The following is a 13,905-nucleotide window of genomic DNA, read 5'->3' as shown; positions in this document are numbered from 1 at the left end:
GCAGGTTCTAACCCGAAACGCCGAGCTTCTTCTGCAGGCTGGTGGAAGAGGTCGTGTACTGGAACACGATCCGCTCGCCGGGGCTGACGATGCGCTTGGCGGCCTGCGCCATCAGCGCCACCTCATGGAACCCCGACAGGATCAGCTTCAGCTTGCCTGGATACCAATTGATGTCGCCGACAGCGAAGATGCCGGGAACCGACGTCTGGAATTTCTCGGTGTCGACAGGGATCAGGTTCTCATGAAGATTGAGCCCCCATTCCGCGATCGGCCCGAGCTTCATCGTCAAGCCGAAGAATGGCAGCATGCGTGTGCACGGCACCTCGATGTCGCCGTCAGTCCCCTTGATCGTTGCGGCTGAAAGCTGGCCGTCCGCGCCAACCAGCCCCGTCACCTGGCCGACCTGAAACTCCAGTTGCTTCATCTCCTGCATGGCGTACATCTTGTTGACGCTGTCGGGCGCGGCGCGGAACTCCGGCCTGCGATGGACCAGCGTGACGCTGCGGGCCACCGGCTGCAGGTTGAGCGTCCAGTCCAGCGCCGAGTCGCCACCGCCGACGATGACGAGGTCATGTCCGCGAAAATCCTCCATCCGGCGCACCGAGTAGAAGACGCTTTTGCCTTCATAGGGCTCAATACCCGGGATCGGCGGCCGCTTGGGCTGGAAGGAGCCGCCGCCGGCGGCGATCACCACCACCTTGGCCTCGAACACCTCATTCTCGTCGGTGGTCGCGCGAAAACCGCCGTCCTCGAGTTTCTCGAGGCTGGAAACCATTCGGTTGTAGGTAAAGTCGGGCTTGAATGGCGCGATCTGCTCAAGCAGCTTGTCGACAAGACCCTGAGCCGAGATCGATGGCCAGCCCGGGATGTCGTAGATCGGTTTTTCCGGATAGAGTTCGGCGCATTGCCCGCCAGGCCGGTCGAGTATATCGATCAGATGGCACTTCATATCGAAGAGGCCGAGTTCGAACACGGCAAACAGGCCGACGGGCCCTGCCCCGACAATGAGCACGTCTGTCCTGATGATATCGGTCATGCTGTTCGCCTCGCTGCGGAACCCCGGCGAGACTGCATGACCTGGAGCCCGCTGCCAAGCAGCAATGGCAAAAAAGGCCGGAAACGTCAGCCCTGGCGTTCGGGAACGCGAACGACCAAACCGTCTAGCGCATCACGCACCTTGATCTGGCAGGACAGCCGCGAATTCGGCTGAACATCGTAGGCGAAGTCCAGCATGTCTTCTTCCATCGCCTCAGGTTCGCCGACAATGGCCGTCCATGCCTCGTCGACATAGACATGGCAGGTGGCGCAGGCGCACGCGCCACCGCACTCGGCCTCGATACCCGGCACTGCGTTGCGGATCGCGTTCTCCATGACCGTCGAGCCGTTCTCGGCGTCCATGTCGAAATGTGTGCCGTCATGGGCGATGAAAGTCAGCTTGGTCATTTGTCACCTGAAGGGAGTTTCAGCCGAGATAATCACTCCGGCAGACAAGTCAACTGCCGCGTGAAAACGCCACCGGATGACGTTTTTTCGGAAACAGGACTTATCGGCTGATGGCGGCGATGAAATCGCGCACTTCGTCGATCAGTGCGCCAAGTCGCTTGATCGTACGATTGTCTCCAGGTGCGTGCTCTATATCGGTGGCACAATCGGCAACCGCAAAGGCGCCAACGCCTCGCGCCGAGCCTTTCAGGCCATGCGCCAGCAGAAGTCTCTCGTGGATATCGGCGTCGGTGATCTTGTCGCGCACGGACAGGGCGTGCTGTACAAAGAGCGCCAGCACCTCTTGCTCGAGGCCCCTGTCACCCATTGTCTGGCGAGAGAGATGGGCCATATCCACCGGCCTCGATCGACCCCTTCCCGACGCGTCGCCGCCGGGCATTGAAAAGGCAATGCCGCTTTCGCCGCGCATAATCTGCACTCCGTTCATCTCTTGCCCGCAAAACTAGGCGAATCCCATGGACAACGGGTTAACGATTGAACCGGAAAAATGTTGCGAAAACGGCGCCCAGATCACGGTTCCGTTAACCTTATATTTAAAGTTTTACGTATCCCGCGGAATGCATGTTTTCTTTACCCCCCTGTGTCATTACGATACGAGGGTCCATTTTCAGCCTCCTGCGTGGGATAAGATAACCAGAATCATAAGTCCCTCGGCAGCTAGTACAGGGTAGCGAAGGCATGGCGAAGAAAACCACCACGACAAGAACTCTTGACAGCGACGTAGCAAGGGAACTCGAAAAGGCGCTCGATCTCGACCTGAGCGGAGACGGAAGCGGCGATCTCGATATCGCGGCTTCCATGGAGGATCTGGAAGCGCAGATATCGCAGGCCGCGGACGAATTGGCGCGCGAAGGTCGCAGCCAGAAAGCGGCGCCTGTTTCAACAGCACCTGTGGCGACCCAGAGCCAGCCCGCGAAACCCCAGCCCGCGAAATCAGAGGCCAAGCCGGCTGAACTGCGGCCCGTGGAAACCCGCAACGCCTCGCAGCCGACCGGCTTCGCGCCAGCCAATGACGATCGCCAAAAAGATTACAAGACGCTCCTGCACACACTCAACCGTCGCGCATCGAACACGATCTATTGGGTCGTGGCATTCGTGTCGCTCGCCTGGATCGCCGGTGCTGGCGGGTTGGCCAATCTGTTGTTCGGACCGGATATTTGGAGGATCCGCACGGTCGACCAGTTTTTCGCGCGCCCCGAACTGATCGGTCTGGCGATCGCGGCGATCGTGCCCGTCATCCTGTTCTGGGCATTCGCGGCCATGATCCGTCGTGCGCAGGAAATGCGGATTGCCGCGCAGTCGATGACCGAAGTGGCCTTCCGCCTCGCCGAGCCCGAAAATCTAGCCCAGGACCGCGTGATGATGATCGGCCAGGCCGTTCGTCGCGAAGTGGCGGCCATGGGCGAAGGCATCGAGCGGACACTCGCCCGTGCCGTAGAGCTTGAGACGCTCGTCCACAGCGAAGTGAACCAGATCGAACGCTCCTATTCCGAAAATGAATCCCGCATCCGCTCGCTGGTCGACGGACTTGGCAGCGAGCGCGAGGCGGTGGTCACCCATGCCGAGCGCGTTCGCGCCTCGATCACCGGCGCTCACGAGACGCTGAAGGAGGAAATCGGCGCCGCCAGCGATATCATTCGCGACAGCATCCTCAACGCTTCGACCAAGCTGTCCATGACGATCACCAATTCGGGCGACACGTTGATCGACCGCATCAACGAAAGCTCGATGTCGATCTTCGATTCCGTCGAGGGCCGTCTCGATTCGATCACGGACCGGCTGTCGACGTCGGGTGAAGCCTTTGCCAGCCTGCTCGATACGCGCATCGCCAAGCTGACGGACACAACCGACGGCCTGACCCGCTCGCTCACCGACCTGCTGGACGACCGCACCACCGGCATGGTCTCGCTGCTTGGTGGCGCCGCGCGCACCCTCAATTCGGAATTCGAGGCCAGCCTCAATGGCATCGAGCGCACGCTGGCCGAGCGCGGCCAGGCGCTGATCAGCGAGTTTCAGACCCGCGCCGAAGCGCTGGATACCGGCACGCAGAAACTCAATGCCGCGCTCGAAGCCCGCGCACGCCAGATCAACGAGACGCTCGTCGAGCGCGCGCGCGAAATCGCCCACACATTCGCCGAAAGCAGGGACACGCTGTCGAGCATGATCGATCAGGGCAAGGCCCAGATCGGCGCCGACATGGCCGATATCGTGACGTCGACCTCATCCATGCTCGAAGCTCGCGCCAGCGACTTCGCCGGACGCATGGAGGCGGCGCGCCATGTCGTGTCCAGGTCCTTCGACAGCGACATCCAGCGGCTTGCCGATGCACGCGTCGGTATCGAGGAAGCGGTCGAGAATCACAGCCGCAAACTTTCCGAAAGCCGCGAGCGCATGGCGGAGGCAATGCAGGCCGACCTGGCCAAGTTCGCCGAAGGCCGCGCCGGCATCGATGCCGCTGTCACCAACCAGGTGCAGAAACTGGCCGAAGGCCGCAACCTGATCGCGCGCGCGCTTGAAGAAGACCTGCGCAAGGTCAACGAGTCCCGGGCAGCCATAGACGCTTCGCTGGGCAGCCATCTCGAAAGGCTCGAGGAAGGCCGCAACCGGCTTGCCCAGGCATTGAACGAAGACTCCGGAAAACTTGTACAAGCCAGGACAGTCATTGATGAAATGGTCGCTGGCCATGTCGGGAAACTCGCCGAAGGCCGCAACATTCTTTCGCGTGCCCTGGAAGCGGATCTCGGCAAGCTGTCCGACAGCCGCGCCAGCATCGACGGTCTCGTAGCCGGTCAGGTCGAGAAGATCGCCGAAGGCCGCGCCGTGCTGGCAAGGGCCCTCGAAGCGGATATCGCAGGCATCAAGAGCCTCATCGAAACCCACTCGTCGAAACTGGCCGAAGACCGGGGCCAGCTCAGCAATTCGCTCGAAAACGACCTGTCTGGAATACGCAACCTGCTGGAAAACCATTCGGGTCGGCTCGCCGAAGACCGTAGCCTGCTTTCCCAGACGCTTGAGGCCGACCTCGCCAAACTGGCCGAGAGCCGCTCCAGCATCGACGGGTTGGTCGCCGGCCAGGTCGAGAAGCTGGCCGAGGGCCGCGATATCCTCAAGCGGGCTCTGGAATCCGATCTCAACACGATCAAGAACGTGATCGCCAGCCAGTCCGACAAGCTGGTGGAAGACCGTGGCCAGCTTTCGCAGGCGCTGGAAACCGACCTGCTCAAGGTGAAGGACGTCGTCTCCGATCACATGCACAGGCTTGCCCAGGATCGCTTGATCCTGTCCAAGGCACTGGAAGACGATCTTGCCAAGCTCGCCGACAGTCGTACCAGCATCGATGGAATGGTCACCGGCCAGGTGGAGAAGCTGGCCGAGGGCCGTGATATCCTGAAGCGGGCTCTGGAATCCGATCTGAACGCGATCCGGGGCACCATTGCCGACCAGTCGCAGAAGCTTACAGACGATCGCGCGCAGTTCGCCCGCGCGCTGGAAGCCGACCTCGAAAACGTCAACAGCCTTGTAAACAGCCACTCCCAGAGGCTGGTGCAGGATCGTTCGACGCTGTCCAAGGCGCTCGAGGATGACATTGCCAGGCTCGCCGACAGCCGTTCGAGCATCGACGGTCTTGTCGCCGGCCAGGTCGAGAAGCTGGCCGAGGGCCGCGATATCCTCAAGCGCGCGCTGGAAGCCGACCTCAATACCATCAAGGGCGTCATCGCCGAGAATTCCCAGAAGCTGGTTGAGGATCGCTCGAACCTGACCAGGGCGCTGGAAGACGATCTTGCCAAGCTGGCGGAAAGCCGTTCGAGCATCGACGGCCTGGTTGCCGGCCAGGTAGAGAAGCTGGCCGAAGGCCGCGATATCCTCAAGCGCGCGCTGGAAGCCGATCTCAACACGATCCGGGGGACCATTGCCGACCAGTCGCAGAAGCTGGTCGCGGACCGCTCGAGCCTGACCAGGGCGCTGGAAGACGATCTTGCCAAGCTGGCGGAAAGCCGGTCGAGCATCGACGGCCTCGTTGCCGGCCAGGTCGAGAAGCTGTCCGAGGGTCGCGATATCCTCAAGCGCGCGCTGGAGGCCGACCTCAACACGATCAGGGGCACGATTGCCGACCAGTCGCAAAAGCTCACCGACGATCGCGCGCAGTTTGCTCGGGCGCTGGAAGCCGATCTCGAAAGCGTCAATGGCCTCGTAAACAGCCATTCGGAAAAGCTGGTGCAGGACCGCTCGACCCTGTCCAGGGCGCTTGAGGACGATCTCGCCAAACTGGCGGAAAGCCGTTCGAGCATCGACGGTCTCGTGGCCGGCCAGGTCGAGAAACTGGCCGAGGGCCGCGACATCCTGAAGCGCGCGCTCGAGGCCGATTTGCAGAAGATCGCGGCGAGCCGCACCGATGTCGACGACATCATCGCCGGACATGTCGGCAAGCTGGCCGAAGGCCGCAACATGCTGACACGTGCGCTGGAAGAAGACCTCTCCAAGCTCGCCGATACCCGCAAGGATGTCGATCGTTCGCTGTCAGGCCATATCGACCAGATCGCGGCCAGAAGCACCGACATTTCCGAGGCGATCGCCGCGGACGTCCAGAAGATCGAGCAGGCGTTCAGCCGTCAGACCGGGATCATCGAGGAACGCGCCGGAACGATGGAACGTGCGCTTTCGACTGGCGTCGACAACGTTCGCAGCGTGCTCGAGAAAAGTGCCGTGTTCGTCGCCGGCGCCTTGCGCGAAAAGGTCATGGAAGTCACCAGCGCCCTGCATGAACAGGCGGGCGCGGCCTTCAGTGATGCCGATCGCAAGATTGCCGAACGCGCCGAGCAGACCTCAGCGGCGCTGCTGGCGAGAGCGGAAGACATCGCTCGCACCTTCGAGGAGGCGGACCGCCGCTTGGCGGCACGTGCCGACGACACGTCAAGCGCCCTGCTCGCACGGGCCGACGACATCGCCAGAACCTTCGAGGATGCCGATCGTCGTCTCCACGCCCGCGCCGAAGACACGTCAAGTGCTCTTATCGCTCGCGCCGACGACGCCTCCAGCACGTTGCTGGCCCGCGCCCAGGAAACGGCCGACCACCTCGCCGCTCGTGCAGGCGAAATCGCCAGCACGTTCGACGTGGCGGACCAGAAGCTCGTTGCCCGCGCGGTCGAGACGGCACAGTCGCTGGCCGCCCGCGCCGGCGACATCCTGCGCAACTTCGAAGGCGCCGACCAGCGCCTGAGCGTCCGCATCGGCGAATCGGCCGAAGCGCTCGCCGCGCGTGCGTCTGACCTCGGCCGTATCTTCGATGCGGCCGACCAGCAGCTGATTTCGCGCATAGCCGAGGGCTCGGAAGCCCTGTCGGCGCGCGCGTCCGAAATCGGCCGCATCTTCGATGAGGCGGATAACCGTCTGGTGTCGCGTATCGCCGACAGCACCTCGACCATCGGCGGCCACGCCGAAAGCATCGTCGGCGCCTTTGCCGATACGGAGCAGAGGGTCGCGGACCGTGCCCGCAAGACCGGCCAGGAGCTCGCTGTCCATACCCGCGAAATCGAGCAGGCGCTTGCCGGCGTCGATGAGAGGCTGGCATCGAGCGCGGCGGCAACAGCTGCCCGTGTCGAAGAGCACGTCGCCAATGTCGAGAACCGACTCGTCGGCGTCGACGAACGGCTGGCATCAAGCGCCGCGGCCACGGCTGCCCGTGTCGAGGAGCAGGTCGCCAGTGTCGAGAACCGCCTTGCCTATACGGCAGAGTCAATGAGCCAGCGCCTCAACGAACAGGTGTCGAATGCCGAGGCTCAGCTGGTCTCGCGCGCCAACGTCATTGCGGAAACCTTCACGGCCGTCGGCCAGCATATCGGCCAGAGCACCAACGACGCGGCCAAGACCATTGGAGCCAACACCCGCGAGCTGAATACGATGCTCGCCGCGCGCTCGGCCGAAATGTCGAAAATCCTGGACGAGACGGCACGGCCACTGGTCGAGCGCTTCGCCCAGGGCGGTTCTGAACTGCAGAGGAGCATGGAGGAGGTCACCGAGCGCGCGACAGAGAAACTGCGCAGCGAAAACGCCGCCCTCGTCAACGCGCTTGCCAGCCGCACCGCCGAGACGCTTTCGGCCGTGGAAGGCGCGCGCTCATCGCTGTCCGACAGCGTCGCCGATCTCATCGGCCGCATGACGAAGTCCAGCTCGCAGCTCGGTCAGTTGATCGAGCAGGCTGCGATGAATCTCGGTCAGGTCGACGAACGCTTGACCGGCAGCACGCAGAGCTTCGCGGCGACGACGGAAAAGGCCGCGCAGACCTTCGCCAGTTCGGCACGCCTGGTCGACTCCAACACGACCCGGCTGACTGAACTGTCCTCCTCGACCCTGCGTGAGGTTGCCTCGATCGCGACCAAGTTCGATGAGCACAGCCGTCTGCTGTCCAGTGCCTCGGATCTGTTGAGCTCGGCCCAGAGCAACCTGGAGCATACGCTGGAGAGGCAGTCCTCACTCGAGGATCTCGCCGTCGGCCTGGTCAAGAAGTCGGAAGATCTCGAAAGGGTCATGCGCTCGTTCGAGAACCTTGTCGGCCAGACGCTGCAGAATGCCGAAGGCAAGACACTGGAGTCGGCGGATAAGATCCGCACCGCCATCTCCGAGGTCGTCGATTCGGCGACAAGGCGCTTCGCCGACGCGACCGAGGAGATGCGGCGCACAGCGGGCTCCATCAAGAGCGAGCTCGACCTTACCCGCGCCGAGCTCAAGAAGGGCGTGATCGAGATGCCCGAAGAGGCAAAGGAATCGACCACGGCCATCCGCCGCGCCGTTTCCGAGCAGATCAACGCCCTGAAGGAGCTTTCGGATATCGTTGCGAAATCGGGCCGCGGCGGCGCGGACAATGCGGAGCAGCGCAACCTACGTCCAGCGCCGCAAGCACCGGTGGCACGCGCGCCTGAGCCTCAGCGTCGTCCACCGGCGCCACAGCCGGAGCGTCTGGCCCCTCAGGCGCCGTTGGGCGGTACCGCGCTACGCGGCGCCCTCGACCTTGAGCGTCCGTCCGAGACCGCGCCGCGTCAGCGTGATCCGAATGGCCGTGCGCCTCAGGGCGGCTGGGTGCGCGATCTCTTGACCGGCGCGTCGCGCGAAGAGGAAGCGAGGCCCGCGGCCCCGGTGGAAGCGCCGCGTCCTGTCCCGGCCCAGCGCTCGCCGCTTCACGTCGTGGAATCGCTGAACTCGCTTTCGGTCGATATCGCTCGCGCCATCGACCACGATGCCTCGATCGAGTTGTGGAACCGCTACCGGCGAGGCGAGCGTGACGTCTTCACGCGCAGGCTCTACACGTTGAAGGGTCAGCAGACGTTCGATGAAATCCGCCGCAAGTATCAGAGCGAGGCGGAGTTCCGCGGCGCGGTCGATCGCTACTGCGACGATTTCGAGAAGCTGCTCAAGGATGTGTCGCGCAACGACCGAGACAACATCATGGCGCAGACCTATCTGACCTCCGACACCGGCAAGGTCTACACCATGCTGGCCCATGCCAGCGGACGCCTGCACTAGCTTGGCGGGCCACTATGGCGGAACTGAAAGGGCGGGGCCAACACCCCGCCCTTGACGCTTTGAGACTTTCAGTGCGAAGTCCGCTTTCCCCCGGATAAGTGCGAGACCACGGGCAAGCCCACTGCCCTGACCGTCGATACAAAGGGGCTGATAGTGAAAACGGCAATCATATTCGACTGCGAGTTTCTTTGCCTCGAGGGCTCACAGCGCAGATTTTGGTGCGCTGCCCACGATCCCGATCCAGTGATTGCGCAGATCGGCGCGGTCAGGCTTGGCCTCGAAGACGACTTTCCCCTGTTGGGTACCCACAAGGCTTACGTCGCCCCGTCGACCGGTTTGGCGACAGATACACGCTCGATCCGTTCTTCACCAAGCTCACCGGCATCACTGAAGAAACCATGGACGCCGAAGGGGTCGCGCTTGGGGAAGCTCTTGCTGAGGTCGACCGCTTCTCCGGCGCGGCTCGCCTCTGGTCCTGGGGCAAAGACGAACTGAACATGGTCGCCATAAGTTGCTATGTCGCAGGCATTCAGCCTGCCATCCCCGCCCACCGGTTCGACAATGCCGTCAAGCTGCTGATTGCGGCCGGGATGCCGATCGAGGATCTGGCAAAGACGCCAAGCAACAAGCTTGCTGAGTATTACGGCGTCGAGCATCCGCCATTGCGAGGGCACGACGCACTCGACGACGCGCTGTCGGTAACCTACGCACTGCGGCATCTCATGAGGGCTGGAAAGTTGCACCCAGACGCCTTCGATCCGCTGTAGTCTAGAAGATCGCGCCCCCCGCGAGCCTTGCGCTCAGATAACGGAATCTGTCCAGCGCACAATCTGCTTGGCCGCGTCGCCGAATGCGGCGTCAAGCGCACCGACATAGGCTTGGTTGCCGCTGCCCGAGACAGGCGCGGTTGCGGTGAAGCTCTTGGAAGAGCGCACCTCGCCATTGCGGTCGTTCAATATGCGCACGAACAGGTCGACCTCGGCATGCGAGCCACCGTCAACACGGACTTCGAAGGAGCGGATCTCGACGATCACCTGATAGTCGATCGCCAACCCCTCACCCGGCTTGCCGACCCCGGCGAAGCTGCCGGAACGCTGGAACGTCTCGGCCAGCCGCGCCTGCACGATCAGCGGCAGCCGATCGGCCCACTGGGCGCCCTTGAGGTATTGGATCGACCGTGCCGATGGCTTGATGACGATGTTCTGGCTGTCCAGCGCTTTCAGCGCCGACGGCTGCGCGATCAGGATCTGGCGGCGGCTGTGGCCATGCGCCTCGACCGCCGGCGCCGACAGTTCGAATGTGTCGAGGGGCGCGGGCCCTCCGCCTGGCAACGCCGCACAACTGGCGAGGGTAAGGGCAAGAAATGCCACACCCGATTTGAGCGCGATCTTCACGTGCGATCCCCATTGTCCCCGGATCGCAAAACCGATCCTCTGGGTTGCATCTGCCTTACGTTCTTGGGGCGAGCGCAAGCCGAAGTCAACGCCGCGCCCTGCCATCAAACTGTCGAACCTCGCCGTCACCGCCGGAAAGGATCCGCTGTGGGTTGCGGCTGAGGTCGGTCACGGCGTCTTCGATGCGGCCGATGGAACGGCGGCTGTCCTGCACCAGCGCCTCCACGTTCGACAGGCCCTGGCCCGAGAACCGTGACACATTGTCCAGGATGGCGCCGAGGCGGCCGTTCAGCGTGTCGGCAACCTGCTTGAACGACTTCAGCGTATCCCTGGCGTCCGCCATGACGCCGTCAGCTTGACCAGACCCCAGCAACGTATCGACCTTGGCGAGGATGCCGTCGACCCGCACGGAAGCGTCGTTGAGGCGTTGCGCCAGCTGGCGCGCGTCCTTGACGGTCTGGTCGATATCATCGGACCGGTTGGCGATCTTGCTGGTCACCTGGGCAATGTCGGCGGCCGCCTTGTTGGCGTTCTCGCTCGCCTGCTGGATATTGGCCAGGGCGGATCGAAGCTGCGCCGGATCGACACCGTCGAGCACGCCATTGACCTTGGTCAGGGTGCCCTGCGTCTTCTGGGCGAAATCGTTTATCGATCCAACCGCCGTATCGACATTCTTGATGACCGTATCGAACTGCTTTGATGTTTCCTTGAGATTCGCTGTCACCGTATCGACATTGGCGACGATGCTCTTGATCTGATCCTTGTCGACGGCATTGAGCAGCCCTTCCGCCGCCTTCAGCGTCCCGTCGAGCTTGCCCGAAACACCCTTCAGCTCATCGGAAAGCGAGCTGACGCTGGAGAGGAACTTGTCGATGCCGTCCGAATTCTTGGCAAGGGCGTCAGAGAATGTCTGCACGTTCTGGACGGTCTGCGTCAGCGGCCCGCGTACATCCTTGGTGAAACCTTCGAGATCCGAAAGAACCTTGTCGGCACGGCTGAAGATGGTCTGCGCGGTCTGCAGCAGGTTGGTGACGGCCGACGGGTTGGCGATGATCTCGGCGACCTTGCCTTCCTTTTCGGCCTGGTCGAGGAGCTTCACCTCCTTGGGGTCGGCGCCCTTCAGTTCGATGTTGGCCTGTCCTGTCAGACCGGCAAGGCCGATATCGGCCTGCGTCGACTTGGTGATCGGCGTCATCCGGTCGATTTCGGTGTCGGCGATGGCGACGGTCGGATTGTCGACATCGATGTAGACGCGCTTCACGTCACCGACCTTGACGCCGTTGAACAGCACGAAACTGCCGCGGCCGAGCCCTGAAGCCGAGCCCGGGATGCGCACGCGCAGCAAGGTGGTCTCGCCCTTGTCGCCGATCGCCGCTGTCCAGTAGACGAAGGCAAAAGCCGCCAGGATCGCAACCAGCGTGAATATGCCGACAATGACGTAGTTGGCTCTGGTTTCCATTGCTTCACTTATGGCTATGCGCGTGCCGCAAGATCAAGTTGTCGGGCGCGTTTTCCGCGGAAATACGATTTTACCCACGGTTCTTCACTCTTCATCATGTCATCGATGGTGCCTTCGACCAGTACTTTCTTGTTGCCAAGCACCGCAACGCGGTCGCAGGCCGTGAACAGCGTGTCGAGATCATGCGTGACCATATAGACTGTCAGGTCCATCGTATCGCGCAGTTTTACGACCAGTTCGTCGAATTCCGCCGCGCTGATCGGGTCGAGACCGGATGTCGGCTCGTCAAGGAAAACGATGTCGGGGTCCAGCGCCAACGCCCGCGCCAGCGCGGCGCGCTTGATCATGCCGCCGGAAAGTTCGGACGGGAATTTCCACGCCGCGTCCGGCGGCAAGCCGACCAGCTCGACCTTGAGCATCGCCAGTTCGTCCATCAGCTTTCGCGGCAGGTCGAGATATTCGCGCATCGGCACCTGCACGTTTTCCAGAACGGTGAGGGCGGAAAAAAGGGCGCCGTGCTGAAAGAGAACGCCCAGCCGCATGTCGATGCGCAGGCGTTCCTTGTCACTGGCCTTCTCGATATCGACGCCGAACAGCTTGATCGTTCCCGACTGCTTTCGCGTCAGGCCAAGGATGGTGCGCAAGAGAACGGACTTGCCAGCACCAGAGGCGCCGACAAAGCCAAGAATTTCACCGCGCCTGATATCGAGCGACAACTTGTCGAGAATAACCTTGTCCGCGAAGGAAACAGTGACGTCGTGGGCGGAGAGCACGATGTCGCTCTCGCCCTTCTGCTCCATGATCTCGGCGGCTGTGTCGCTTTTCATCGCCATGTCAGAACGCAATCGCCGCATAGAAGATGGCAAACATGCCATCAAGGATGATGACAACGAAGATCGACTTCACCACCGATGCAGTGACGTGGGTGCCGAGCGATTCGGCGCTGCCGCCGACCTTCATCCCTTCGACGGAAGCGATCGTGCCGATGATGATGGCCATGAACGGCGCCTTGATCAGGCCGGCGAAGATGGTGCTGAGGTCGATGGCGACGCGCAGCCGGTCGAGGAAGGCAGCCGGCGAAATACCGGAGTAGAGCCAGGCGGCGGCGATGCCGCCACCAAGTGCCGCGAAATTGGCGATGATGGTCAGGCAAGGCAGTGCGATTACCAGCGCGACAAGCCGCGGGAAGACCAGCACGCCGATCGGATTGAGCCCGATGACCTTGAGCGCGTCGACCTCCTCGCGCATCTTCATCGAGCCGATCTCGGCGGTGATGGCGCTGCCGGAGCGGCCGGCGATCATGATCGCCGTCATCAGCACGCCAAGCTCGCGCAGGATCAACACCCCGACCAGATCGACCACGAAGATGTCGGCGCCAAAATAGCTGAGCTGATAGGCGCCTTGCTGGGCAACGATCGCGCCAACGATAGCCGACATCAGCACGACCACCGGAATGGCCCCGACGCCCATGCGATCGATCTGGTTGAAGATCGCCGCCATGTTGACGCCATGACCGCGGCCAAGCTTCATCTGCGCGCCACGGATGGTGGCGCCAAGAATATTCATCGACGAAAGGAAATCGTCGCGCATTTCGTAGACGCGCCGACCGACGGCCTCCAGAGCGCGTATTATGACGTTGGGCGGCCGGGCGGGTGTGGAATCAGGCGCACGCCGAACGGCATCGCTGACGGCGCCAAGCAGGATTGACGCGACATCGCTTTGCCCTTGCATCTTGATCTCGGCGCCCTGCTTTTCGAAGGCGCTGACGAGGCGGTCGATCAGCCAGGCGCCGGCAGTATCAATTTTCTCGATCTTGGAAAGATCAAGCGCCAGCGTCTTGAATCCGCTTCGCTTTTCGATCTTGCGCATCTCGGCGTCGATCAGCGCGACGGTGCGTGTCGTCCAGATTCCGGAAAAGGCGCAGCCGAGAACGCCGCCCTCATCGCCCACAGCGACGCAAGGCTGGTGGTCAGCCTCCTTGGCGGTCGTGCCGCTTGCGTCGCGTTTGCCGATGGTCAACATGGCGTCCTG

General features: G+C 62.4%; 8 protein-coding genes and 1 pseudogene. 2 read left to right on the top strand and 7 right to left on the bottom strand.

The genetic code is table 11. The features are described from left to right. Positions 1 to 7 precede the first annotated feature (7 nt). From ACO07C_RS03725 to ACO07C_RS03715, 3 genes are all read right to left on the bottom strand, one after another. On the bottom strand, positions 8 to 1,036 hold the full coding sequence (locus ACO07C_RS03725; protein WP_421912887.1) for an NAD(P)/FAD-dependent oxidoreductase: 1,029 nt from the start codon (positions 1,034 to 1,036) through the stop codon (positions 8 to 10). A gap of 86 nt (positions 1,037 to 1,122) precedes the next feature. Then, positions 1,123 to 1,443 carry a 2Fe-2S iron-sulfur cluster-binding protein gene (locus tag ACO07C_RS03720; protein ID WP_421912886.1) on the bottom strand — a complete coding sequence of 107 codons (321 nt, stop codon included), beginning with the start codon at positions 1,441 to 1,443 and terminating at the stop codon, positions 1,123 to 1,125. 100 nt (positions 1,444 to 1,543) lie between these two features. Beyond that, positions 1,544 to 1,912: an Hpt domain-containing protein gene (locus ACO07C_RS03715; RefSeq protein WP_421912885.1), complete on the bottom strand. Its 369-nt coding sequence runs from the start codon at positions 1,910 to 1,912 to the stop codon at positions 1,544 to 1,546. A 269-nt stretch (positions 1,913 to 2,181) separates the two neighbouring features. Here ACO07C_RS03715 and ACO07C_RS03710 point away from each other — a divergent pair, with 269 nt between their 5' ends. Together ACO07C_RS03710 and ACO07C_RS03705 are read left to right on the top strand one after the other, a co-directional pair. Further along, positions 2,182 to 9,021, top strand: a complete 6,840-nt coding sequence (locus tag ACO07C_RS03710; RefSeq protein ID WP_421912884.1) for a kinesin — start codon at positions 2,182 to 2,184, stop codon at positions 9,019 to 9,021. Between the two features lie 153 nt (positions 9,022 to 9,174). Further along, positions 9,175 to 9,788 (top strand): annotated as a pseudogene (locus ACO07C_RS03705) (3'-5' exonuclease). Positions 9,789 to 9,821: 33 nt separating this feature from the next. Here the strand turns inward: ACO07C_RS03705 and ACO07C_RS03700 are convergent. From ACO07C_RS03700 to ACO07C_RS03685, 4 genes are all read right to left on the bottom strand, one after another. Continuing rightward, the gene (locus ACO07C_RS03700) at positions 9,822 to 10,415 is read right to left on the bottom strand and encodes an ABC-type transport auxiliary lipoprotein family protein (protein WP_421912883.1); all 594 of its coding nucleotides are present in this window, start codon (positions 10,413 to 10,415) and stop codon (positions 9,822 to 9,824) included. An 85-nt stretch (positions 10,416 to 10,500) separates the two neighbouring features. Further along, entirely contained in the window at positions 10,501 to 11,874 is a 1,374-nt protein-coding gene (locus ACO07C_RS03695) for an MlaD family protein (protein ID WP_421912882.1), read from the bottom strand. 14 nt (positions 11,875 to 11,888) lie between these two features. Beyond that, positions 11,889 to 12,701: an ABC transporter ATP-binding protein gene (locus ACO07C_RS03690; protein ID WP_421912881.1), complete on the bottom strand. Its 813-nt coding sequence runs from the start codon at positions 12,699 to 12,701 to the stop codon at positions 11,889 to 11,891. Between the two features lie 7 nt (positions 12,702 to 12,708). Further along, positions 12,709 to 13,896, bottom strand: a complete 1,188-nt coding sequence (locus ACO07C_RS03685) for an ABC transporter permease (RefSeq protein ID WP_421912880.1) — start codon at positions 13,894 to 13,896, stop codon at positions 12,709 to 12,711. Positions 13,897 to 13,905: the final 9 nt, after the last annotated feature.

It is taken from the genome of Mesorhizobium sp., from assembly GCF_965229135.1.
In the GTDB taxonomy this organism is placed as follows: domain Bacteria; phylum Pseudomonadota; class Alphaproteobacteria; order Rhizobiales; family Rhizobiaceae; genus Mesorhizobium.
This window is presented reverse-complemented; position numbering and strand designations above follow the sequence as displayed.